The sequence below is a fragment of the Lentzea albidocapillata subsp. violacea genome (assembly GCF_900100275.1).
GTDB classification, from domain to species: domain Bacteria; phylum Actinomycetota; class Actinomycetes; order Mycobacteriales; family Pseudonocardiaceae; genus Lentzea; species Lentzea violacea.
Genome location: NZ_FNET01000008.1, coordinates 65593 through 87876 on the forward strand (window position 1 = coordinate 65593; position 22284 = coordinate 87876).

Annotated in this window: 24 protein-coding genes; 16 read left to right on the forward strand and 8 right to left on the reverse strand. The window is 68.8% G+C overall.

The window, feature by feature from the left end; genetic code table 11:
• Positions 1–59: 59 nt before the first annotated feature.
• Positions 60–773, forward strand: a complete 714-nt coding sequence (locus BLR21_RS19195; protein WP_256334790.1) for a DUF6542 domain-containing protein — start codon at positions 60–62, stop codon at positions 771–773.
• 82 nt (positions 774–855) lie between these two features.
• On the forward strand, positions 856–4275 hold the full coding sequence (locus BLR21_RS19200; RefSeq protein ID WP_090007212.1) for an nSTAND1 domain-containing NTPase: 3420 nt from the start codon (positions 856–858) through the stop codon (positions 4273–4275).
• Between the two features lie 68 nt (positions 4276–4343).
• Here the strand turns inward: BLR21_RS19200 and BLR21_RS19205 are convergent, their stop codons facing one another.
• Entirely contained in the window at positions 4344–5207 is an 864-nt protein-coding gene (locus BLR21_RS19205; protein ID WP_090007213.1) for an alpha/beta fold hydrolase, read from the reverse strand.
• On the opposite strand from BLR21_RS19205, the gene BLR21_RS42560 reads away from it, so the two are divergent.
• Positions 5206–5379: a hypothetical protein gene (locus BLR21_RS42560; protein ID WP_176929699.1), complete on the forward strand. Its 174-nt coding sequence runs from the start codon at positions 5206–5208 to the stop codon at positions 5377–5379. The genes BLR21_RS19205 and BLR21_RS42560 overlap by 2 nt on opposite strands.
• Before the next feature lie 103 nt (positions 5380–5482).
• Here the strand turns inward: BLR21_RS42560 and BLR21_RS19210 are convergent, their stop codons facing one another.
• On the reverse strand, positions 5483–6427 hold the full coding sequence (locus tag BLR21_RS19210; RefSeq protein ID WP_030482047.1) for a 4-hydroxy-3-methylbut-2-enyl diphosphate reductase: 945 nt from the start codon (positions 6425–6427) through the stop codon (positions 5483–5485).
• 63 nt (positions 6428–6490) lie between these two features.
• On the opposite strand from BLR21_RS19210, the gene BLR21_RS19215 reads away from it, so the two are divergent.
• The 9 genes from BLR21_RS19215 (at position 6491) to BLR21_RS19255 (ending at position 12346) form a co-directional block, all read left to right on the forward strand.
• The gene (locus BLR21_RS19215; RefSeq protein ID WP_090007214.1) at positions 6491–6985 is read left to right on the forward strand and encodes a lipid droplet-associated protein; all 495 of its coding nucleotides are present in this window, start codon (positions 6491–6493) and stop codon (positions 6983–6985) included.
• Positions 6982–8232: an exodeoxyribonuclease VII large subunit gene (gene xseA / locus BLR21_RS19220; protein ID WP_090007215.1), complete on the forward strand. Its 1251-nt coding sequence runs from the start codon at positions 6982–6984 to the stop codon at positions 8230–8232. Before BLR21_RS19215 ends, xseA begins: the two co-directional genes overlap by 4 nt.
• Positions 8222–8566 (forward strand): sugar ABC transporter substrate-binding protein, encoded by a 345-nt coding sequence (locus tag BLR21_RS19225; protein ID WP_256334791.1) that lies wholly within the window; start codon positions 8222–8224, stop codon positions 8564–8566. Before xseA ends, BLR21_RS19225 begins: the two co-directional genes overlap by 11 nt.
• On the forward strand, positions 8563–8796 hold the full coding sequence (locus BLR21_RS19230; protein ID WP_090007216.1) for an exodeoxyribonuclease VII small subunit: 234 nt from the start codon (positions 8563–8565) through the stop codon (positions 8794–8796). The genes BLR21_RS19225 and BLR21_RS19230 overlap by 4 nt, the downstream gene beginning before the upstream one ends.
• Positions 8797–8863: 67 nt before the next feature.
• Complete coding sequence (glpX, locus tag BLR21_RS19235; RefSeq protein WP_030482042.1) at positions 8864–9904, forward strand: class II fructose-bisphosphatase; 1041 nt, start codon at positions 8864–8866, stop codon at positions 9902–9904.
• A 129-nt stretch (positions 9905–10033) separates the two neighbouring features.
• Entirely contained in the window at positions 10034–10804 is a 771-nt protein-coding gene (locus BLR21_RS19240; protein WP_090007217.1) for a S1 family peptidase, read from the forward strand.
• Positions 10805–10940: 136 nt separating this feature from the next.
• Positions 10941–11462, forward strand: a complete 522-nt coding sequence (locus tag BLR21_RS19245; RefSeq protein WP_256334792.1) for a L,D-transpeptidase — start codon at positions 10941–10943, stop codon at positions 11460–11462.
• 9 nt (positions 11463–11471) lie between these two features.
• Positions 11472–11879, forward strand: coding sequence for a L,D-transpeptidase (locus tag BLR21_RS19250; protein ID WP_090007218.1), 408 nt, complete (start codon positions 11472–11474; stop codon positions 11877–11879).
• A 56-nt stretch (positions 11880–11935) separates the two neighbouring features.
• Entirely contained in the window at positions 11936–12346 is a 411-nt protein-coding gene (locus tag BLR21_RS19255; protein ID WP_090007219.1) for a L,D-transpeptidase, read from the forward strand.
• A gap of 90 nt (positions 12347–12436) precedes the next feature.
• Here BLR21_RS19255 and BLR21_RS19260 read toward each other — a convergent pair whose 3' ends face one another.
• Positions 12437–13405 (reverse strand): NAD(P)/FAD-dependent oxidoreductase, encoded by a 969-nt coding sequence (locus BLR21_RS19260; protein WP_090007220.1) that lies wholly within the window; start codon positions 13403–13405, stop codon positions 12437–12439.
• Between the two features lie 63 nt (positions 13406–13468).
• Here BLR21_RS19260 and BLR21_RS19265 point away from each other — a divergent pair, with 63 nt between their 5' ends.
• Entirely contained in the window at positions 13469–14863 is a 1395-nt protein-coding gene (locus BLR21_RS19265) for a class II fumarate hydratase (protein WP_090007221.1), read from the forward strand.
• A 39-nt stretch (positions 14864–14902) separates the two neighbouring features.
• On the opposite strand, the gene BLR21_RS19270 is transcribed toward BLR21_RS19265, so the two are convergent.
• Both BLR21_RS19270 and trhA read right to left on the reverse strand, forming a co-directional pair.
• Complete coding sequence (locus BLR21_RS19270; RefSeq protein ID WP_090007222.1) at positions 14903–15337, reverse strand: hypothetical protein; 435 nt, start codon at positions 15335–15337, stop codon at positions 14903–14905.
• 12 nt (positions 15338–15349) lie between these two features.
• Positions 15350–16021: a PAQR family membrane homeostasis protein TrhA gene (gene trhA / locus BLR21_RS19275; protein ID WP_030482027.1), complete on the reverse strand. Its 672-nt coding sequence runs from the start codon at positions 16019–16021 to the stop codon at positions 15350–15352.
• A gap of 77 nt (positions 16022–16098) precedes the next feature.
• Here trhA and BLR21_RS19280 point away from each other — a divergent pair, with 77 nt between their 5' ends.
• Positions 16099–16881, forward strand: coding sequence for an isoprenyl transferase (locus BLR21_RS19280; protein WP_090007223.1), 783 nt, complete (start codon positions 16099–16101; stop codon positions 16879–16881).
• 58 nt (positions 16882–16939) lie between these two features.
• On the opposite strand, the gene BLR21_RS19285 is transcribed toward BLR21_RS19280, so the two are convergent.
• Both BLR21_RS19285 and BLR21_RS19290 read right to left on the reverse strand, forming a co-directional pair.
• Entirely contained in the window at positions 16940–17209 is a 270-nt protein-coding gene (locus BLR21_RS19285) for a hypothetical protein (protein ID WP_030482025.1), read from the reverse strand.
• 88 nt (positions 17210–17297) lie between these two features.
• Positions 17298–17591 carry a hypothetical protein gene (locus BLR21_RS19290; protein ID WP_051771877.1) on the reverse strand — a complete coding sequence of 98 codons (294 nt, stop codon included), beginning with the start codon at positions 17589–17591 and terminating at the stop codon, positions 17298–17300.
• A gap of 214 nt (positions 17592–17805) precedes the next feature.
• Between BLR21_RS19290 and BLR21_RS19295 the strand changes: the two genes are divergently transcribed.
• Complete coding sequence (locus BLR21_RS19295; RefSeq protein WP_090007224.1) at positions 17806–19056, forward strand: DUF885 domain-containing protein; 1251 nt, start codon at positions 17806–17808, stop codon at positions 19054–19056.
• Positions 19057–19444: 388 nt separating this feature from the next.
• Positions 19445–20749: a PhoH family protein gene (locus tag BLR21_RS19300; protein WP_420843899.1), complete on the forward strand. Its 1305-nt coding sequence runs from the start codon at positions 19445–19447 to the stop codon at positions 20747–20749.
• A gap of 57 nt (positions 20750–20806) precedes the next feature.
• Here the strand turns inward: BLR21_RS19300 and BLR21_RS19305 are convergent, their stop codons facing one another.
• Positions 20807–22246, reverse strand: coding sequence for a GuaB1 family IMP dehydrogenase-related protein (locus BLR21_RS19305; protein ID WP_090007226.1), 1440 nt, complete (start codon positions 22244–22246; stop codon positions 20807–20809).
• Between the last annotated feature and the right edge of the window lie 38 nt (positions 22247–22284).

Genomic DNA, 22284 nt, shown 5'->3' on the forward strand with positions numbered 1-22284 from the left:
TGGGTGAGAAAGCAGCGGACTGACGAACACCGAATGGCCGAACGGCTACCGTGTGCGTCGTGAGTGAGTTGCGCGAGCGTTCAGCAGCTTTCGATGACGACGACGTCGACGGCTACGACGCGGTTCCGTGGAACTACCGGGCCATCTTCGGTGAGTTCAAGGGCATCCCGTGGTGGGCGGCGATCCTCGCTGCCCTGATCCCGGCGTTCATCGGCGCTTTCATCGACATCAACTCCAGCAAGACCGTCGGCTGGACGTTCTACGTCGTGTTCTTCGTCGGCGCGCTGGCCGCGATCCTGCTCGTGCAGCGCCGCAGCCTGTTCGGGCCGATGGTGCAGCCGCCGCTGATCCTGGCCGCGACGGTGCCCACGCTCGTGCTGCTGACCGGCGATCCCGGCAAGGGCGGCCTGTCCGCCATGGCGCTGGGCCTGGGCAAACCGCTGATCGACAGCTTCCCCGTCATGGCCCTCACCACCGCCGTGACGGTCGGCCTGGGCATCCTGCGGATCGCGCTGCAGAAGAACCCGAACCGGCCGACCAAGGACGAGGTCCGCGAGGCCAAGGCGGAGATCAGGGAACGCGCCAAACCCGTCCGCAGGCCCCGCGAGCAGCCCGAGGAGGACGAGCGTCCGCGCCGTCCCCGCCCCGAGGGCGCCCCGGCCCGCCGCCCGCGTCCCGAGGGCGCTCCCGCGCGCCGTCCACGCCCGGAAGGTGCCCGCGCCGAACGTCCCGCGGGCCAGCGCAAGCCCCGCCCGCCCCGCGAAGACCGCTAGATCGTTGTTCGCGATCGCCCCTTAGAACGTCGTACAACGGATCACGGACAACAACCCCCTGACCAGCACGCACTCTGCCAGCATGAGTTCGATGCCTAGGGGAGAACGTCCACTGGACGAGGGTGACAGCCCGCTGCTGCGGTTCGCCGCGGACTTGCGGCAACTGCGCGCCGACGCGGGGAAACCGAGCTACCGGGAGCTGTCCCGGCGCGCGCACTTCTCGGCGAGCACGCTGTCCGACGCGGCGGGCGGCCGGAAGCTGCCGGGTCTCGACGCCACGCTCGCGTACGTCCGCGCGTGCCACGGCGACGAGGCCGTGTGGGAACGGCGGTGGCACGACCTCGCCGTCGTGATGGCGCAGAGCAAGGTCAGCGACGGGCCTTCGCCGTACGTCGGCCTCAACCCGTTCACGACGCTGGACGCCGACCGCTTCTTCGGCCGTGAGGCGCTCACGCACACATTGCTCGACAGGCTCGAGCGGCAGCCGTTCCTCGCGGTGTTCGGCGCTTCCGGCGAGGGCAAGTCGTCGCTACTCAGGGCGGGCATCGCGGCGACGTTCCCGAACGCGGTGGTGTGCACGCCCGGCCCCGACCCGGACGCGGCCCTCGCCGACGCCCTCGCGCACGGACCGGACCTGCTGGTCGTCGACCAGTTCGAGGAGCTCTTCACGCTCTGCGAGGACGAGGTGCAACGCACGGCGTTCCTCGACGCGTTGCTGGCCGCCGACTGCCGGCGGGTCATCGCCGTGAGGTCCGACTTCTACCCGCAGTGCGCTCAGTACCCGAAGCTCGCGGAAGCGCTCACGGACGCACAGGTGCTCCTCGGCACGATGACGCCGGACGAGCTGCGCCGCGCGATCACCCAGCCGGCCGCGTCTGTCGGTTGCACGGTCGAAACAGCCCTGTTGACCACCCTCGTGGCCGAGGCGGCGGGTCGCAGCGGCGTGCTCCCCCTCGTGTCGCACGCACTGCTCGAAACGTGGCACCGCAGGCGTGGCAACACCCTCACGCTCAGCGGCTACCAGGCCGCGGGAGGCATCCAGGGCGCGCTCGCGCAGAGCGCCGAGGCCGCGTTCGCCACGCTGGACGACGAACAGCAGCGGCTCGCCAAACACCTCCTGCTGCGACTCAGCGCCGACGGGACGAGACGGCTCGTCCCACGGCAGGACGTCGTCGGCGAGGAGGTGCTGGACGTCCTCGCCGACACCCGGCTGGTCACCGTCGACGAACACACCGTCGCGGTCACCCACGAGGCGCTGTTCCAGGCCTGGCCACGGCTGCGGGCGTGGCTCGACGAGGACCACGAGGGCCTCCGCACGCACCGCAGGCTCACCGACGCCGCCCGCACGTGGCAGGAACTGGGCCGCGACGCCGGCTCTCTCTACCGCGCCACCAGGCTCGCGGAGACGACCGAGTGGCTCACCCGCGCCCGGCCGGAGCTGACCGGCACCGAACGCGAGTTCATCGGTGCCTCCAGGACCCTCGAACGCCGCCGCTCCCGCCGCCTGCGCTGGGTCGCGGCGGGTCTGTCCGGCCTGCTGCTGGCCACCACCGCGACCGCAGTCGTCGCCGTGCAGCAACGCCGCGAGGTCGACCGCCTCGAACTCGTGCGCAAGTCGCAGGAGCTGGCCGAACTGTCCGAGGCGCTCTCGGCCAACGACCCCGAACGTGCCGCGCGGACGGCCGCGGAGGCGTACCGCACGTACCCGACCGCCGAGGCCCGTGGCCGAGTGCTCAGCGCGGTCGCCGCCGCCTCGCGCGGCCGTGAGATCACCGCGGACGGCGCCGGCCTGGGCCGCGTGCTGAAGCACAACGGCGCGTGGAGCATGGGGTTCGTCGGCGGGAAGATCGCGCTGGTGGGCCCCCACGGCCTCGACCTCTACGACGCCGCGAGCCTGGGCCACACCCGGCAGGTCCGGATCGGTGACAGCTCCAGCTACGTGTTCGGCTGGGACATGGCCGAGGACGGCCGCATGGCCGTGTCCGAGGGCAACGGACTGATCACCGTGCGGTCCAGCCCGGACGCCGAGCCGATGGTGCTGACGCAGACCGCTCAGCCGGCGGGCGTCGCGTTCGCGGAGGACGGCCGTTCGCTCCTCGTCGGCGGCGCGATGTACGACCTCGCGACCCGCCAGAAGCGGTTCGAGCTGCCGGTGGGCCAGATCACGGGTGCGTTCGCCTTCGAGGGCGACCGGACGCTCGCGCTCGCCACCAGTGGCTCGGTCGAGGTGTGGGACCTCGGCACGAGGCAGCGGACCGGCGGTTTCACGATCGGCACCGGGACCGTCCAGCGGATCGTCCTCATGCCGGACGGCGGGTCGGCCGCGGTGGCCACCGCGGACGGTCTCGTCCAGATCAGGGACATCACGACCGGCGCGATCGTCGCGACCCCTCCCGCCCACATCGGTCCGGCCTGGTCGCTCACCAGGAGCCCGGACGGCAACGTCCTCGTCTCGGCCGGCGAGGACGGCAAGATCCACATGTGGGACGTGGCGCGCAGCACCCTCCTCGCCACGCTCGCGGTCGGCGAAGCGGTGTACAGCGCGAGATTCACTCCCGACGGCTCCCTCGCCATCCTCACCCGCGACGCCATCAGGTTCTGGCCGCCCGGCAGCATCCCCAGGCCGGCCGATCAGACGGTGCGTGCCCTGACGGTCGACGCGGACGGGAGCGTGCTCACGCTCGACTCCTCCGGTGTGATCGAGCGCCGCGACAGCACCCTGCGCACGGTCCACCAGGTGCAGACGGGTGCCGTCCAGGGCTGGGCCGGCCAGTTCAGCCCCGACCGCAAGTTCGTCGTGACGAGCGGACCGCTCTCGGTGCGGGAGGTGGAGACGGGCAGGCCGGTCGCGAACCTGTCCACGCTCGGCTTCTCCGAGCAGGGTCGCCGCCCGGTGGCCCTGCAGTTCGACGGCCGCTCGGTGCTCGCGGTCGGCGGCGAGGTCCCCGACGGCGTGTGGCCGGTCGGCGACGGCGCGCGGCCGACGCTCATCGGCGGACTGCCCTGGGGTCAACGCTCGTCCGCGGTCTTCGGCCGGTCCGACCGGGAGATCGTGCTCGGCCGTGAGGACGGCGGTGTGAGCGTGCTCGACACCTCGACGTGGAACCAGTTCGCGTTGCGCACCGAGCACGACCGCCCGGTGCGCGCGATGGTGCTCTCACCGGACCGCAAGCTGCTCGCGACCGGTGACGACAACGGCGTGATCGCGTTGTGGGACACCACGACGTGGCAACGGATCGGCGAACTGCGCGGGCACACCCAGGCGGTGACGGCACTGGAGTTCAGCCCCGACTCGTCCCGCCTCGCGAGCGGCGGCAGGGACAGCGACGTGATCGTGTGGGACGTCGGCGGCAGAGCGCTGTGGGCGACGCTGGGCGGCCACACCCAGCCGATCACGCACCTGGCGTGGCGGCCGGACGGCACCGCTGTGGTGTCCGCGGGCGCGGACGCGATGACCGTCTGGCCGCTCGACGCCGGAAAGGCCTTGGCGGGCTTGGACTAGCGGCACGGCCGTGACTCCCGGGATGCCCCGTCGCCGAAGTCTGCGGCGACGGGGCACCCCGGAAGGTCTCAGACGAGGCTGGTCAACAGCTCGGCGAAGACCTGCGGCCGGCTGAAGTAGCCGACGTGCGAGGCGGCCAGGGTGTGTACCTGGAAGGGGTTGTGCGGGGTCAGCGCGTCCGCTTTGCCGATCATGTAGTCCTGGACGGCCGGGGTGATGCTGCGGTCCTCGGAGAGGCGGACGTAGGTGTGCGGGACACGTCCCCATCCATCGGCCCTGACCAGCGCCGCCGGCTCCAGCATCGAGTAGTTCTCGTCCGGGTCCAGGGAGTCCAGCAGCAGCCGGAACTGGTGGTCGGTGCCGTCGGCCATGATCGCGGTCTTCAACTCGGCGAACACCGCCGGGTCGGCGTGGGCACTTCGGTAGTTCAGCCGGGCCACACCGGCATCACGCACGTCCGGCACGGCGATCCGCGCCGCCGCCGCGTCCAGCAGGTTGTCGTCGGCCACGTCCCACGGCTCGGTGAGCATGGCCTGGTCGCTCAGGCACAGCGCGGAGAGGTAGACGACACGGTCGAGCAAGTCCGGTGCGGCGTTGGCGACGGCGCTGATCGTCAGACCGCCGAAACTGTTGCCGACCAGGACCACCGGACCCCACTCGGCGAGCCGGCGCAGCGTATCCACCACGTGCGTCACGTTGTCCTGCAACGTGATGCGGCGTAGTGGAGACGGCGCGGCGGCCAGTGCCGCGACGTCCTGGGGTTGCCGGTAGTAGGCGGCGGGGCTGTCGGCACGGTCGCCGTGGCCGGGAAGGTCGACCGCGTGCGAACGGAACCCGAGCAGTGCCAGTTCGTTCTGCAACGGGCCCCAGGCCCGGGCGTTGCTGGAAGCGCCGTGCACAAATACGAAAGTGGTGCGCGAAGGTGTGCGCATGGTGAAGATCCTCGTCATCCTGAGGCGAACGGTGGACGCGGGACCTGGTACCGGCCACGGCCGGCACCAAGGTCAGAACGTCGACCGGGTGCGGATCGCCTGCCAGTTGTGGATGACGGAACTCATGGCGACGACCGTATCAGGCATGTTCGTATCCAGTCGCACCAATTAATCGACAGCGCGCATGTCCCGATCAGCGGACGTGTCGAGCCTCGCCACGGCGTTGCCGGCAGTGGCGAGGCAGGACTTCTATAGCGGATTCGGGCGCGGCCGGCTTAGCGGACCAGGTCCTTGCGGAGCTCCCGCGGCAGCGAGAACGTGATGCGCTCGTTCGCCGTGGTGATCTCCTCGACCTCGCCGTAGCCGTGGGACTCAAGGAACTTCAGCAGCTCCATCACCAGCAGGTCCGGCACCGACGCGCCCGACGTGACGCCGACGGTCTCGACGCCCTCGAGCCACGCCGGGTCGACCTCCTTGGCGTAGTCGATCAGGTAGGAGGCCTTGGCGCCGTGCTGCAGCGCGACCTCGACCAGCCGGACCGAGTTGGAGGAGTTCTTCGAGCCCACGACGAGCACCAGGTCGCAGGACGGCGCCATCGTCTTCACCGCGGTCTGGCGGTTCGAGGTGGCGTAGCAGATGTCGTCGGACGGCGGGTCCTGCAGATCCGGGAAGCGGTCCTTGAGCTGGCGGACGCGCACCATGGTCTCGTCGACCGAGAGCGTCGTCTGCGACAGCCAGATCACCTTGGAGGGGTCGCGCACCTCGACGGTCGCGGCGTCCTCGGCGGTGTCGACGAGCTGGACGTGGTCCGGCGCCTCACCGGCGGTGCCCTCGACCTCCTCGTGACCCTCGTGGCCGATCAGGAGGATGTCGTAGTCCTCCTTGGCGAACCGCACCGCTTCTTTGTGGACCTTCGTCACGAGCGGGCAGGTGGCGTCGATGGTGCGCAACGAGCGCTGCTCGGCCTCGGCGTGCACGGCCGGCGACACGCCGTGTGCCGAGAAAACGACGAGTGCGCCCTCAGGAACCTCGTCCGTCTCGTTGACGAAGATGGCGCCGCGGTCGGACAGCGTCTCCACGACGTACTTGTTGTGGACGATCTCCTTGCGCACGTAGACGGGAGCGCCGTACTTCTCGAGGGCGAGCTCGACCGTCTCGACGGCACGATCAACGCCCGCGCAGTAACCACGCGGCTTCGCCAACAGGACTCGCTTGGGCATGGCCCCAGGGTACCCAGGCCCGGTCCTAGGCATTTCAGACGCGGTTGCGGCAGGCTAGTACGCATGAAGCCACTGCCACTGGGTGTCCGCATCGCCGCCGGCCTGGCGGTGACCGCCCTCGAACAGGCCCGCAAGCTGCCACAGCAGCTCGCCGGACTCCCGTTGACGGTGGTCAGCGAGGCGATGCAGCTGTCCATGCGCGTGCAGCAGCATGTGACCGAACTCGCCATCAAGGGCGACGACGTCCTCTCCGGACTGAGGCCGGTGGAGGAGGAACCGGAGTGGGCGACCTTCGACGACGAGGAGACGCCCGTCACGACTTCTCAGGAAACTCCCGCGGACGACCCGTGGGAGGAGGAAGTGCGCGCGATCGCCGAGGTTCCCGAGTTCCTGCCGATGTACGACGAACTGTCGATCGCCCAGCTGCGCGCCCGCCTGCGCAACCTCGACGCCGAGCAGCTCGAGGAGTTGCTGCGCTACGAGAAGGCGCACGAGTCGCGGCCTGAGTTCGTGGGCATGCTCAACCGCCGGATCGCGACGGTGAAGTCGCAGTCGTGAGTGAAGCGAAATCCACGCCGGAGAACCCGTGGCCGGTGCGGACGGTCGCCCGCAAGCTGCTCGACTGGATCAACCGGCTCGGCGACGTGTGGGTAGAGGGTCAGGTCACGCAGCTCAACGCGCGCAGTTCCACGGCGTTCCTGACGTTGCGCGACCCGAGCGTCGACATGTCCATGTCGATCACCTGCAACGCCTCGATGATCCGCGAGCTGCAGCTCACCGAGGGCAGCAGGGTCATCGCGCACGGGAAGATCAGCTTCTACCCGAACCGCGGCACGCTCAGCCTCAGGGCGGACGACATCCGCGCCGTCGGCATCGGCGAGTTGCTGGCCCGGATGGAACGGCTGCGCAAGCTGCTGCACGCCGAGGGCCTGTTCGACCCGCGCCGCAAGCGCCGTCCCCCGTTCCTGCCGAACAAGATCGGCCTCATCACCGGCCGGGCGTCCGCGGCGGAACGCGACGTGCTCACGAACGCGCGGAACCGTTGGCCCGGCGCGCACTTCCGCGTCATCAACGTCGCCGTGCAGGGCCCGGCCGCCGTGACCCAGGTGATGACCGCACTGTCCACTCTGGAGCGCGACCCCGAGTGCGACGTGATCATCATCGCCCGCGGCGGCGGCAGCGTGGAGGACCTGCTGCCGTTCTCCGACGAGGCGCTGTGCCGTGCGGTCTCCTCGTGCCGCACGCCGGTCATGTCGGCGATCGGCCACGAACCGGACACCCCGCTGCTCGACCACGTCGCTGACGTGCGTTGTTCGACGCCTACCGACGCTGGCAAACGGGTGGTTCCCGATGTCGCTGAAGAGAGTGAACGCGTCCGGCAGATGCGCGATCGGGGCCGCCGCGCGCTGCACGGCTGGGTCGATCGAGAGCGCAAACTGCTCGACTCGCTGCGTTCCCGACCAGTACTTTCGGACCCTTACGGCCCGCTGGAGCGCCGTGCCGAGGAAGTGCGGCGTTTTCGCGAGCAAGGTCGCCGGGCCGTCACGCAACGACTCGATCGGGAGGACGTCCACCTCTCGGGGACGAAAGCGCGCTTGACGACCCTCGGACCAGCCGCCACGCTGGCCCGCGGCTACGCCGTTGTGCAACTCGTCACACCTGACGGGCTCGACGGCGTGTTGCGTTCTGTCTCAGATGCGCCGAGCGGAACACAGCTACGGGTACGCGTCGTTGACGGAGCAGTGCGGGCCGCGGTGGTCGGCCCGGAAACCGACGGGGAAGGGGGAGGTACCGATGATGCGTGATGCCGTGTTCCTGCCCCTCACCATGGAGGCGGCCGGTTCCTGCGGCTCGGGCCTGCGCACGAAGGCGGAGGCGGCGAACCGCGCCGCGGCGGACTGCTGGACCGCCATGGTGGGCGACTGCGACACCACGGACCGCCGCACGCTGATCCTGACGTTGCACGACCTGAGCGAGGCCACCGCGGGCACCGTGCAGTACCGGCGCGTCGCGGAGGCCGAGGCGCTCATCGACGAGGCGGTGCGAGAGGGTGACGGCGAGGAGTTCGCGGAGGCCCTGGTCGGCTACGACCTGGCCGTCGCGACCGTGCTGAGTCGTCTGAGGAGCCAATCCGCGTGAGTTCGGAAACCACCCAGAAGGACACTTCACCGGGTTACGAAGCCGCCCGCGACGAACTGGTCGAGGTGGTCCGCAAGCTGGAGGCCGGCGGCCTGTCGCTGGAGGACTCCCTGGCGTTGTGGGAACGCGGTGAAGCGCTCGCCAAGACTTGTGAGCAGCATCTCGCCGGCGCGCGCGAGCGAATCGATGCAGCTCTCGCTGTGGTCGAGGAGGACGTTTCCGAAGCCTGATCCCATGCAAGGATTCAGTTGCCGATCACAAAATCCGGCACGCTGAGTAGTCGCATGGAGGCGCGCAATGGTGAACACCCCCGCGGAACGACGTCGCGAAGCCCCCGACCGGAACCTGGCATTGGAGCTCGTGCGCGTCACCGAGGCAGCGGCGATGGCCGCGGGCCGGTGGGTGGGACGCGGCGACAAGAACGGCGGCGACGGGGCGGCCGTCGACGCGATGCGCAAGCTCATCCACACCGTCTCGATGCGGGGCGTCGTGGTGATCGGCGAGGGCGAGAAGGACGAGGCGCCCATGCTGTTCAACGGTGAGGAAGTGGGCAACGGCGAGGGCCCCGACTGCGACGTCGCGGTCGACCCGATCGACGGCACCACGCTGATGGCCAAGGGCATGCCGAACGCGCTGGCCGTGCTGGCGGTGGCCGAGCGCGGGGCGATGTTCGACCCGTCCGCCGTGTTCTACATGGAGAAGCTCGCCGTGGGTCCGGAGGCGGCCGACGTCATCGACATCACCGCGCCGCTCGCCGAGAACATCCGCCGCGTCGCGAAGGCCAAGCACAGCGACGTGTCCGACGTGAACGTCTGCATCCTCGACCGGCCCCGGCACGAGCAGATCGTGCAGGAGGTGCGCCAGGCCGGCGCCCGCATCCACTTCATCTCCGACGGTGACGTGGCCGGTGCGATCGCGGCCGCACGCCCCACGTCGGGCGTGGACATGCTCGTCGGCATCGGCGGCACTCCCGAGGGCATCATCGCCGCGGCAGCCCTCAAGTGCGTCGGTGGCGCCATCCAGGGCCGGTTGTGGCCGAAGGACGACGAGGAGCGCGAGAAGGCGATCGGCGCGGGCCACGACCTGTCCCGTGTGCTCACCACGAACGATCTCGTCTCGGGCGACAACGTCTTCTTCTGCGCCACGGGCGTGACCGACGGCGACCTCCTGCGCGGCGTGCACTACCGGGCGGGCGGCTGCACCACCCAGTCGATCGTCATGCGCTCCAAGTCCGGCACCGTGCGCATGATCGACGGCTTCCACAGCCTGCACAAGCTGCGCGAATACGCCTCGGTGGACTTCGACCTGCCCGAGCACGTGCAGCAGCCGCTGCCGTAGTTCTGTGAATCTGTGAACCGTTAACGGACAGTCACCCTCCGAGTGACCCTAGTGACGAAGTCACTTTCGTCCTTAGTTTCCGACCTGACCCCGGCAACCCTGCGCCGGGTTCAGGAAAGGAAATCAACGATGAGGGCACGTTCGTTGTTCTCCGCAGTCGTCGTGGCCGCGGGCGCTCTGCTCGCCTCTGCCGCAGCGGCCACCGCGGCTCCGGCTCCCACCGCTGACGGCGACGTCTCGCCGATGATCGTCGGCGGCACCAACGCCACGCAGGTCTACTCCTGGATGGTCTCGCTGCAGAGCACCTCCGGCAGCCACTTCTGCGGCGGCACGCTGATCAAGGCCAACTGGGTCGTGACGGCGAAGCACTGCGTCCAGGGCCGGTCCGCGTCGTCGGTCCGCACCCGCATCGGCACGACCAACCGCACCAGCGGCGGCACGGTGACCGGTGCGTCCCGGATCATCAACCACCCGTCCGCAGACCTGGCGCTCGTACAGCTCAACACCTCGGTCAGCCAGGCTCCCGCGGCCGTGTCGGCCACGTCCGGCCCGGTCGGCACCGCGACCCGCATCATCGGCTGGGGCCAGACCTGCCCGACCCGTGGCTGTGGCGGTGCTCCGATCACCCTGCAGGAGCTCAACACCTCGATCGTGACGGACAGCCGTTGCTCCGGCATCAGGGCCGCCTCGGAGATCTGCACCAACAACACCGGTGGCAACAAGGGTGCCTGCTACGGCGACTCGGGTGGCCCGCAGGTGAAGTCGGTCAGTGGCCGCTGGGAGCTCATCGGCGCGACCAGCCGCTCCGGTGGCGGCGCGACCTGCGCGACCGCTCCGTCGATCTACGTGGACGTCCCCTACTACCGCTCGTGGATCAGGCAGTACGCCGGCACCGTGTGAACTGACCCGGTAGATCGGTAAACGCATTCCGAGGTCCGTCTCCCAACTGTTACGGGAGGCGGACCTTCGCGTTGCAACCTGAGCACACCTCCCGTCGTCTACTTCGGCAAGGGATGGAACAACCAGGGGGTACGCGATGCGGATGCTGCTAGTGGCGGTCGCGTTGATGTCGGTGGCGGGATGCGCGCAGGGGGCCGTGAGGGCCGAGACACCGGCGGCGCCACCGCATTCGTCGTCTGCGGCGCCTTCTTCCGAGGCACCGCCTTCCACGCCGCCCGCCCCGCCGCCACCCCCTCCTGTGGTGAAGCCGACGCCGTGCACCATCAGCGACGGCGCGTGCATCCAGCTCTCCACGAACCAGTCGTGGGTCGTCCGGGGCGACAAGATCGTCTACGGTCCGACGCCGATCACCCACGGCCGCAAGGGCTTCGAGACGCCGCTCGGCAACTTCCCGGTGCTGCGCAAGGTGAAGGACGAGTGGAGCCGGCCGTACAACGCGCCGATGCCGTGGTCGACGTACTTCACCGAGAGCGGCATCGCGTTCCACGAGGGCTCGCTGACCGATCCGTCGCACGGCTGCATCCACCTGGACCCGCCGTCGGCGAAGTACTACTTCAACAACCTTTCGATTGGCGACACCGTCCAAGTGGTCTCATGATCATCAACCATGAGAGTTCTGGCCGTCACGGCCCTGTTCCTGCTTGGCTTCGCGCTGCCCGCGCAGGCTTCCGGCTGTACCGTCCACAACGGAGCCTGCGTGCAGAAGCACACGAACCTGGCGTGGCTCGTCACCAACGGCGTGACGAGCTACGGCCCGGTCCGGATCAGCCACGGCAAGCCGGGCTTCGGCACACCCGTCGGCAACTTCCCGGTGCTGCGCAAGGTGAAGAACGACTGGAGCGTCCCCTACAACGGCCCGATGCCCAACGCCGTCTACTTCACCGCCGACGGCGTGGCGTTCCACCAGGGCGACCTGAACTCCCAGTCGCACGGCTGCGTGCGCCTCACCTGGAACGACTCCGAGGTCTTCTACAACAACCTGTTCCCCGGCGAGCGCATCCAGGTCCTTCCATAAGGTGACGATTGAAATCACCCCATAGTGGCTACTCCACTACCGAGAGGTGATGTGAGATGCGAGTTCTGATCGCGACGGTGCTCCTGATCCTCGGCTTCGCGGTCCCCGCACAGGCTCAGGCGGGATGCACCGTCCACAACGGAGCGTGCCTGCAGAAGCACACGAACCAGGCGTGGCTGGTCTTCAACGGCAAAACGAGCTACGGGCCGGTCACCATCAGCCACGGCAAGCCGGGGTACGAGACCCCGGTGGGCATGTTCTCGGTGCTGCGCAAGGTGAAGAACGACTGGAGCGTCCCCTACAACGGCCCGATGCCGAACGCGGTGTACTTCACCACGAACGGTATCGCGTTCCACCAGGGTGACACTGCCGTCCAGTCCCACGGGTGCATCCGGATGTCCGTGGATGCGTCGCTCGTGTTCTACGACAACCTGATGATCGGCGAGCAGGTGCAGGTGCTGCCGTAACTCGCCGCTGGAAGGCCTGACCGGGTTCCCGGCCGGGCCTTCCAGCACTTCGCGCGTTTCATCGTGAGCAACCGTCGTCGGGCGCGCGCGTCAGCTGCCGTCGCTCGAATGCCCCGGGAACAGGTGCGCCGACGGGTTGAGCGCCACCGCGATGTTGTTGACCGCGGTCGCCGCCTCCCCGAACCCCGTCGCGATGAGCTTGACCTTGCCGGGGTACTGCGCGACGTCGCCCGCCGCGTAGATCCTGTCCAGCTTGGTCTTCATGGTGGAGTCGACGAGCACCGCGCGGTGGTCGAGCTCGAGCCCCCACGACTCGATCGGCCCGAGGTCCGCGGTGAACCCGAGGGCAGCGACGACCGTCTGCGCGGGCAACGTCCGCGCGTCGCCACCCTTGACCTTGATGTCCACTTCGGACAGTGGCTCGCCGCGCAACGCCAGCACCTCGGCGTCGGTGATGATCTCCACGCCCAGCTCCCGCACCTGCCGCACGGTGGCCGCGTGCGCGCGGAAGCTGGCCCTGCGGTGCACGATCTTGACGCTCGCGGCGATCGGGTGCAGTGCCAGCGCCCAGTCGAACGCCGAGTCGCCACCGCCCACGATCACCACGTGCTGCCCGGCGTGTTCGGCCAGCACCGGCACGAAGTGGACCATGCCGCGTCCCAGCCGGCCGTCGCCGGCGGGCAGCGGGCGCGGATTGAACTCGCCCATGCCCGCCGTGATCAGCACGGCCCTGGTGGTGATGGAGGAACCGTCCGCGAGCCCGACCCGCAGACCGTCCTCAATGGACTCACAGGTACGTGCCTGCCGGCCGAGCAGGTAGGTCGGCTTGAACTGCGCGGCCTGCTCCACGAGTCCGTTGACGAGGTCACGTCCCCGCACGGCGGGGAACCCGGCCACATCGAAAATCATCTTCTCCGGATACATCGCCGTGATCTGGCCGCCCGGTTCCGGCAGAGCGTCGACCACTGCGACGTTCATTTCCCGGAAGCCCGCGTAGTAAGCGGCGAACAACCCCGTGGGACCAGCTCCCACGACGAGGAGGTCGACGTCACGCTCCATGAGTGGTGCCCTTCTGCCAGTGGTGGGTGGCAGTGCTGTGATCGACGATAGAGACTCGGAGGTATGTCTGAACAGGAGTACCGCGTCGAGCACGACACGATGGGTGAGGTCCGCGTGCCGATCGACGCATTGTGGCGCGCCCAAACACAACGCGCGGTCGAGAACTTCCCGATTTCCGGTCGAGGCCTGGAACGCGCCCAGATCAGGGCACTGGGCCTGCTCAAGGCGGCGACGGCCAGGGTGAACGCCCGGCTCGGCGTACTCGACGCGGACCTGGCCTCCGCCATCGCCACGGCAGCCGACGAGGTAGCCGGCGGCCAGTGGGACGCCCATTTCCCGGTCGACGTCTTCCAGACGGGTTCCGGCACGTCCTCGAACATGAACGCCAACGAGGTCATCGCCACCCTCGCCACTCGCGCACTGGGCCGCGACGTGCACCCGAACGACCACGTCAACGCCTCGCAGTCGTCCAACGACACGTTCCCGACGACGCTGCGCGTGGCCGCCACCGAGGCCGTGATGACCGACGTGATCCCGTCGCTCGAACACCTCCTGGGCGTCCTGGAGTCACGCGCCGCCGAATGGTCCGACCTGGTCAAGTCGGGCCGCACGCACCTCATGGACGCCGTCCCGATCACCCTGGGCCAGGAGGCCGGCGCCTGGGCGGCCCAGGTCCGCTACTCCGTCGAACGCCTGCAGGCCTCCATCCCGCGCCTCGCCGAACTGCCGATCGGCGGCACCGCGGTGGGCAGCGGCCTGAACGCCCCCGAGGGCTTCGGCGCGGCGGTGGCGGCAGAACTGGCCAAGGCCACCGACCTGCCACTGGTGGAGGCCCGCGACCACTTCGAGGCCCAGGCCACCCAGGACGGCGTCGTCGAGATCTCCGGCCAGCTCCGCGCGTCGGCCGTGGCCCTGTTCAAGATCGCCAACGACCTCCGCTGGCTGGGCTCGGGCCCCCGCACCGGCCTCGGCGAACTGGCGCTGCCCGACCTCCAGCCGGGCAGCTCGATCATGCCGGGCAAGGTCAACCCGGTGATCTCCGAAGCCACGATGATGGTCGTCGCGCAGGTCATCGGCAACGACGCCACCGTCGCGTTCGCCGGTTCGCAGGGCAACTTCCAGCTGAACGTGATGCTGCCGGTCATCGCCCGCAACGTCCTGGAGTCGTCCCGCCTGCTCGCCGCCGTCGCCCGCCTGCTCGCCGACAAGGTCCTGGCGGGCACCGAACCGCAGGTGGCGCGGATGAGCGAGTACGCCGAGTCGTCCCCGTCCATCGTCACGCCACTGAACCGCTACATCGGCTACGAGGAGGCGGCGTCGATCGCGAAGCAGTCCCTGAAGGAGCGCAAGACCATCCGCGAGGTGGTGCTGGAACGCGGCCACGTGCCGGGCAAGCTCACCGAGGAACAGCTGGACGCGGCGCTCGACGTGCTGCACATGGCCCGCGGCGGCCGCTGACGATCGGAGGGGAGCTGTCCACCGGGCAGCTCCCCCTTCCTAATCGCCCGTGACGCCCCACACGGCCGTCTCGGCCGGCACACCATCCACGTAGAGGGTGGTGAAACACCCGCTCGCCCGCTCGCAGAACAGTTCATCCGCCTCGTAGACCGCGTCGAACTGTTGGCGCGTCGGCGTGAGCGTGCCGAACTTCTCCTGGATCGTCGCTGCGTCCAGCGGACGCATCGCCCACGCCACGTCCTCGGCGCCATAGTGGATGTCGAAGATGTCGAGCACGGAATGCGTGCACTCCAGCGAGAGGCGCTCGTGCACCCCGTAGAGCTCCTGCAGTTCCTGGACCGAGGCCGGTCTGGGAACGCTGGGCTCCGCCCAGTGGTACATGCCCCCGGCAAGCTCCTGGGCGTGCAGCGCGTTCAGCACGACGACCGGGTCCGGGTCGTACTCCGTATAGCGGATCCAGCCAGATGCACCCATGTCAGGAGTGAATCATGAGTACATCGCGAGCCAAATGGCGATGTAGTGGCAGATCGCCGCCACCACAGTCGCGGCGTGGAAGAACTCGTGATACCCGAACACCTGCGGCCAGGGATTGGGCCACCGGGTCGCGTAGAACACCGCGCCGACGGTGTAAAGCGCCCCACCCACCAGCAGCAGCACCAACGCCGCAACCCCGGCGTGGTGCAGCAGCTCGGGCAGCACGAACACCGCGACCCACCCGAGCGCGATGTAGATGGGCACCCCGAGCCACCGCGGCGCGTGCGGCCAGGCCAGCTTCAGGGTCACGCCCAGCAGAGCGCCGATCCAGACGACCCAGAGCACGGTGCTCCCGGTCCCCGGATTCATAGCGAGTAGAGCGAACGGTGTGTAGGTACCGGCGATGAACACGAAGATCATCGAGTGGTCCATGCGCTTCATCCACGTGCGCACGCGGTCGGATTTCCACGTCACGCGGTGGTACAGCGCCGAAACGCCGAAGAGGCCCAGGACTGTCAGGCCGTAGACGGAGGTTGCCAGGGCAGCGCGCGCGGACACGGTGGACGCCGCGAGGGCGATCAGCGTCGCGCCTGTCGCCACTGAGGCGATGAACGACCAGAAGTGCAGCCATCCACGCAGGCGCGGCCGCAGTCCGGGCTGGGGAGGAACGGTCGCAGTGGTCACAGGACCCAAGGTTACGCGACCGTAGGTTTCCGACCAGTACCCAGTGATGAACCTTGCACGGCGTACGCTGTTCGGACGTGGCACTCCGCACCCGTGTGAAAGACGTCGCTATCCACCTCTACGAGTGGATTCTCCGCCGCGAACTGAGCACGACGCCACAGGCTCCCAAGCACGTCGGCGTGGTCCTCGACGGCAACCGCAGGTGGGCCAGGGAAGCCGGCTTCACCGATGTCGCGCACGGGCACAGGGCCGGCGCGCGCAAGATCCTCGAACTGCTCGACTGGTGCGGTGACGCCGATGTGGAGGTCGTCACCCTCTGGATGCTGAGCACCGACAACCTCAGCCGGGACAACGACGAGCTCGCGCCGTTGCTCGACATCATCGCGGACATCACCGACGAACTGGCGGGCGACGGCAAGCCGTGGCGGGTCCGGCACGTCGGCGCCATCGACATGCTGCCCAAGGAGCACGCCGAGCGGCTCACGAACGCCGCGGCACGCACCAGGAACCGCACGGGCATCCAGGTCAACGTCGCCGTCGCCTACGGCGGGCGGCAGGAGATCGCGGACGCCGTCCGGAAGCTGCTGCAGGCGCACGCCGAGCGCGGCGGCACCATCGAGGAGCTCGCCGAGGTGCTCGACGTCGACCACATCGCGGAGCACCTCTACACGTCCGGGCAACCCGACCCCGATCTGATCATCCGCACGTCGGGTGAGCAGCGGCTTTCCGGCTTCATGCTCTGGCAGTCGGCGCACTCGGAGTTCTGGTTCTGCGAGGCCTACTGGCCCGGCTTCCGGCGCACCGACTTCCTGCGGGCCATGCGCGAGTACGCCAAGCGTCACCGCAGGTACGGCAGCTGAGAGCAGCAAAAGGGGCGCTCACCGCGAAGGTGAGCGCCCCTTTTCAGCCTGATGACGATCAGCCGTGGTAGTGGCCGAAGTCGTCGCCGTCCTCGATGCCGCCGGCGGCGCAGGTCTCCGTGATGGAGGGCGAGTTCACCGGAACCGCGGCACCGAGCACGCCGACGTTGTTGCCACAGGCACCGATAACACCGTTCAGGTTGTTGGCGTTGCCGACGATCAGCAGCGGCTCGTTGACCCAGTGGTGGCCCGGAGCGGCCATCGCGGGGGAACCGACGGCAACGAACGCAGCAGCGACACCGAGGGCGGCCGCAACCTTCTTCAGCACGATTTTTCTCCTAATCAAGGTTTGAACGGGAAAAACGCGTCTGGGGGCGCCAGAAATGACGCCCCCAGACGTACGACCGAGAGAGAGATCAGCCCTCGTCGACGATGCCGCCGGCGGCGCAGGTCTCGGTGATCGACGGCGAGTTGATCGGCACCGCCGCACCCAGCACGCCGACGTTGTTGCCGCAGGCACCGACGGTGCCGTTGAGGTTGTTGCCGTTCAGCAGGACCAGCAGCGGGCCGTTGGACCAGTGGTGGCCGTGGCCACCGTGCCAGCCGTGGCCGTGGCCCTCGCCGGCCATGGCGGCCGGGGCGAACGCGAGCGACAGGGCGGCTGCGGCGACGACCGCGGCACAAACCTTCTTCACGTCAATCTCCTTCATGTCGGGTTTTCCCCGTCATTTCCGGAGTCTTCGGGGATCTCCGGAGCGGTGGGGTCTCCGTGCGGAAACGCTATAGGTATTGATCTCGAATGGCGGCCCGCGTGACCCCATTGTGTGACGCCAAGATCAACAACATTCCCCGATCAGGTGGTCGTCGTTTCACGATTCGGTCGCGAGCAAGACGCTGTGGTAGACGCCCTAAACTCTCCGAATCATGGACGCCGACGAGCTGGTGCGCGGATATCTGGTGCTGGGGCTGCGGCTCGGGCGCCTGGTGTCCGGGTTCGTCGACTCGTTCACCGGCGACCCGGCGCTGAGCCGCGCCGTCGACAACGAGCCGCGCCTGCACCCGAGGGCACTGGGCGACCACGCGCGGTTGCTGCGCCGGGAGATCCCCGGTAGCGCCCTCGCTGAGCAGCGCAAACAGTTCCTCGACGCGCACCTGCGGGCGTTGGAGTGCACGGCGCGCAGGCTCGACGGCGAGCGCGTCTCGTTCGTCGACGAGGTCGAGCGGTACTTCCAGGTCCGCATCCGCCCCGGCGACGAGGACGCGTACGCGCAGGCCCACCGCAACCTCGACGTGGCGCTCGCCGGGCCGGGTTCGCTCGCTGACCGCCTCACGGCCTTCCGCGCGGCCGACGAGGTGCCCGCGCGGAGGCTCCAGGGCGCCGTACAGGCTCTGTCGAGCGCGCTGAGGGACCGGGTGCGCCAGAAGTACGCGCTGCCCGAGCAGGAGATCGTGGAGTACCGGGTCGTCACGAACAAGCCGTGGAGCGGCTTCAACTACTACCTCGGCGGCTACCGGAGCCGGGTCGCGGTCAACGCCGACCTGGGCCACCGGATGGCGAACCTGCCGCACCTGGTCGCCCACGAGTCCTATCCCGGCCACCACACCGAGCACTGCCGCAAGGAGTCGGGCCTGGTCGCCAAGCGCGGCCACGCGGAGCAGTCGATCTTCCTGATCAACACGCCGCAGTGCCTGATGGCCGAGGGCATGGCCGACCTCGGCCTGCACGCCGCGGTCGGGCCGGGATGGGGCGTGTGGACGGAGCAGATCTTCTCGGACCTCGGGTTGCGAATGGACGGCGAACTGTCCGAAAAGGTCGAGTCGGCGGCATCGGGCCTGCTCACGGTGCGGCAGGACGCCGCCCTGCTGCTACACGATCGTGGTGCGGATCAGGATGACGTGGTTGCGTATCTGCGCAGGTGGCTGCTAGTCCCCGAGCGTCGCGCACGGCAGATGGTCCGCTTTCTGGCCGATCCGCTGTGGCGCGCGTACACCACGACATACGTCGAAGGCGTGCGCCTCGTGCGGGCCTGGCTCGACGTCCGAGCGCCCGGCGAATCGCTCGACTCCCGCTATCTGAGACTTCTCGACGAGCCCCTCGTGCCGAAATCACTCGAATCCCAGGTCAGGGACGGCCTGTCCTGGCTGGCGCGCAACACCCACGAGAACAGCATGTGACCAGCGGAAACACGACTGCGGTCACGTTTCGGGAAGTTTTCGGGCAGATGACAAGTCGGGATTCACCTGTGTGGCTTCGTGCAGATGGGGCACTCCCGCAGGTAACTTCGAAAGCGGCGGGACGCGACCACTGCGGACCGCGCAGGGAGGCTCTGATCGTGGCAGACAACGTCGCGAGGGGGCCGGCACCCGGCCCTCGTGGTCGGCCAGCCTGACGCCACACCGGCGGAAGGCGGGACGATCGATCAGGGTGGTGCCTGGCCCAGCGAGGAGCGGACGCGGGTGCCGCGTTCGTGAGGGAGTTGCCGTGAACGCACGACGTCCCGCGAGCCGTTCCTCAGGCTCATCGCGCAGTTCTTCCTCCCGGCGCAAGTCCGCCGCACCGGCCATCACGACATATGTGCTGGACACGTCGGTACTGCTGTCCGATCCCCTCGCCGCCACCCGTTTCGCGGAGCACGAGGTCGTGCTCCCGCTCGTGGTGATCAGCGAGCTGGAGGGCAAGCGCCACCACCCCGAACTGGGCTGGTTCGCGAGGGAAGCCCTGCGACTGCTCGACGACCTGCGCTTGCGGCATGGTCGCCTCGATTCGCCGATCCCCATCGGGGATCTGGGAGGCACCTTGCACGTCGAGCTCAACCACTCCGACCCGGAGGTGTTGCCATCAGGTTTCCGAACGGACTCCAACGACGCCCGAATCCTCGCCTGCTCCCTCAACCTCGCTGCTGAGGGACGCAACGTCACCCTGGTGACCAAGGACATGCCCCTGCGGGTCAAGGCCGGATCGGTCGGCCTGCGGGCGGAGGAGTACCGGGCACACGACGTCACCCTGTCAGGCTGGACCGGGATGTCCGATCTGGACGTTCCACAGTCCCTGGTGGACAGCCTGTTCAAGGACAACGTCGTCGACCCCACCCAGTACGAGGACCTGGAGCACGTCGGGGAACTGCCCTGCCACACCGGAATCCGGTTGCTGGCGGGCACCTCGAGCGCTCTGGGCCGGGTGACCGCGGACAAGCAGATCAAGCTGGTGCGCGGAGATCGGGAGGCGTTCGGACTGCACGGGAGGTCCGCCGAACAGCGGATCGCCCTGGACCTGCTGCTGGACTCGGAGGTCGGCATCGTCTCGCTGGGCGGGCGGGCCGGCACCGGAAAATCGGCACTGGCGCTGTGCGCCGGTCTCGAAGCCGTGATGGAACGCAGGCAGCACCGCAAGGTCGTGGTGTTCCGGCCGTTGTACGCGGTCGGTGGCCAGGAGCTCGGCTACCTGCCGGGTAGCGAGAACGAGAAGATGGGGCCGTGGGCGCAGGCGGTGTTCGACACCCTCGGCGCGCTGGTGAGCCAGGCGGTCGTGGAAGAGGTGATGGACCGGGGCATGCTCGAGGTCCTGCCCCTCACCCACATCCGCGGCCGCTCGCTGCACGACTCCTTCGTGATCGTGGACGAGGCGCAGTCGTTGGAGCGCAACGTGTTGCTGACCGTGCTGTCGCGACTGGGCAGCAACTCGCGGGTGGTGCTGACGCACGACGTGGCGCAGCGCGACAACCTGCGGGTCGGCCGGCACGACGGCGTGGCGGCGGTGATCGAGAAGCTGAAGGGCCACCCGCTCTTCGCCCACGTCACCCTGACGCGCTCGGAGCGTTCGCCGATCGCGGCTCTCGTCACCGAGATGCTGGAGGACTACGCCTCGTAGTGTCGTGAACGAGCACCGGCCCCGCGCGGCTTTTCGTTGCGCGGGGCCGGTTTCGCTTCACCATCCCCCTGGCAACGGCCTTCCTTCCGCGAAGCCGGCGGCGGACTGGATGCCGAGCACAGCCTTGTCGTGGAACTCCTCCAGCGAGTTCGCGCCGGCATACGTGCAGGCCGAGCGGACGCCGGAGGTAATCGCGTCGAGCAGGTCCTCCACGCTCGGGCGCACCGGGTCCAGCCTCATCTTCGAAGTGGAGATGCCCTCTTCGAACAGCCCCTTCTTGGCCCGGTCGAACGCGTTGTCGCTGCGCGTCCGCGCCGTCACGGCACGCTTCGACGCCATTCCGAACGATTCCTTGTAGAGGTTCCCGCGCTCGTCCCGCTGCAGATCCCCGGGCGACTCGTACGTCCCCGCGAACCAGCTCCCGACCATCACGCTGCCGGCACCGGCCGCCAACGCCAGCGCCACGTCCCGCGGGTGCCGCACACCACCGTCGGCCCACACGTGCTTGCCGAGCCTCCGCGCCTCCGCGGCGCACTCCGCCACCGCGCTGAACTGCGGCCGTCCCACCCCGGTCATCATCCGCGTGGTGCACATCGCGCCGGGCCCGACACCGACCTTGATGATGTCCGCGCCGGCCTCGACCAGATCCCGGACACCCTCCGCGGTGACGACGTTGCCCGCCGCGACCGGCACACTCGGGTTCGCTTCCTTCACGGCCTTGAGCGCCGCGATCATCTTCTCCTGGTGCCCGTGCGCCGTGTCCACGACCAGCACGTCCACGCCGGCCTTGATCAACGCCTCGGCCTTGGCCCGCACGTCCCCGTTCACCCCGACCGCGGCCGCGACCCGCAACTTGCCGTCGTCGTCGGTGGCGGGCCGGTAGACCTCGGCCCGAAGCGCGGTCAGCTCCGTCAGCACGCCGCGAAGCCTCATCGCCTCGTCCACACCCAACGCGATCTTGTGCGCGCTGTGGTGAAGCTCGTCGAACACGTCCTGCGGCCGTGAGTCGAGCGACAGCTTCAACACGTCGGTGTTCATCACGTCGCCGAGCCGCGCGAACCGGTCGACCCCCGTGAGCGCCGCCTCGTCGACCACGCCAAGAGGCCGCCCGCCATCGTCCACAACGACAACGGCCCCGTGCGCCCGCTTGTGCAACAGGTTCCACGCGTCCGCCACCGCGTCACCCGTGGTGAGCGTCAACGGGGTGTCCCAGACGGGATGCCGCTCCTTGACCCACGAGATGATCTCGGCGACGGCCTCGGTGGGCACGTCCTGCGGGATGACGACGAGCCCGCCACGCCGCGCGATGGTCTCCGCCATCCGCCGCCCGGCCACGGCCGTCATGTTGGCGACGACGATCGGGATCGTGGCCCCGGTACCGTCCGAAGTGGAGAGGTCGACGCCGAACCGCGACTCCACGGCGCTACGGCCGGGGACGAGGAACACGTCGTCGTAGGTCAGGTCGTAAGAGGGTCGATGCCCTTCGATGAACCGCACGTGCTTCCACGATACCCGCAGCGTCTCGCTTGGGCACC

What these genes read in the sequence shown, in the direction of transcription:
- BLR21_RS19290 (WP_051771877.1), bottom strand. Translation starts at nt 17,591, where the DNA reads ATGAAGGAGATTGACGTGAAGAAGGTTTGTGCCGCGGTCGTCGCCGCA.
- BLR21_RS19270 (WP_090007222.1), bottom strand. Translation starts at nt 15,337, where the DNA reads ATGGGTGCATCTGGCTGGATCCGCTATACGGAGTACGACCCGGACCCG.
- BLR21_RS42560 (WP_176929699.1), top strand. Translation starts at nt 5,206, where the DNA reads ATGGTGAAGATCCTCGTCATCCTGAGGCGAACGGTGGACGCGGGACCT.
- BLR21_RS19240 (WP_090007217.1), top strand. Translation starts at nt 10,034, where the DNA reads ATGAGGGCACGTTCGTTGTTCTCCGCAGTCGTCGTGGCCGCGGGCGCT.
- BLR21_RS19295 (WP_090007224.1), top strand. Translation starts at nt 17,806, where the DNA reads ATGGACGCCGACGAGCTGGTGCGCGGATATCTGGTGCTGGGGCTGCGG.
- BLR21_RS19225 (WP_256334791.1), top strand. Translation starts at nt 8,222, where the DNA reads ATGATGCGTGATGCCGTGTTCCTGCCCCTCACCATGGAGGCGGCCGGT.
- BLR21_RS19215 (WP_090007214.1), top strand. Translation starts at nt 6,491, where the DNA reads ATGAAGCCACTGCCACTGGGTGTCCGCATCGCCGCCGGCCTGGCGGTG.
- BLR21_RS19250 (WP_090007218.1), top strand. Translation starts at nt 11,472, where the DNA reads ATGAGAGTTCTGGCCGTCACGGCCCTGTTCCTGCTTGGCTTCGCGCTG.
- glpX (WP_030482042.1), top strand. Translation starts at nt 8,864, where the DNA reads ATGGTGAACACCCCCGCGGAACGACGTCGCGAAGCCCCCGACCGGAAC.
- BLR21_RS19200 (WP_090007212.1), top strand. Translation starts at nt 856, where the DNA reads ATGAGTTCGATGCCTAGGGGAGAACGTCCACTGGACGAGGGTGACAGC.
- BLR21_RS19265 (WP_090007221.1), top strand. Translation starts at nt 13,469, where the DNA reads ATGTCTGAACAGGAGTACCGCGTCGAGCACGACACGATGGGTGAGGTC.
- BLR21_RS19205 (WP_090007213.1), bottom strand. Translation starts at nt 5,207, where the DNA reads ATGCGCACACCTTCGCGCACCACTTTCGTATTTGTGCACGGCGCTTCC.
- BLR21_RS19210 (WP_030482047.1), bottom strand. Translation starts at nt 6,427, where the DNA reads ATGCCCAAGCGAGTCCTGTTGGCGAAGCCGCGTGGTTACTGCGCGGGC.
- BLR21_RS19260 (WP_090007220.1), bottom strand. Translation starts at nt 13,405, where the DNA reads ATGGAGCGTGACGTCGACCTCCTCGTCGTGGGAGCTGGTCCCACGGGG.
- BLR21_RS19255 (WP_090007219.1), top strand. Translation starts at nt 11,936, where the DNA reads ATGCGAGTTCTGATCGCGACGGTGCTCCTGATCCTCGGCTTCGCGGTC.
- BLR21_RS19245 (WP_256334792.1), top strand. Translation starts at nt 10,941, where the DNA reads ATGCGGATGCTGCTAGTGGCGGTCGCGTTGATGTCGGTGGCGGGATGC.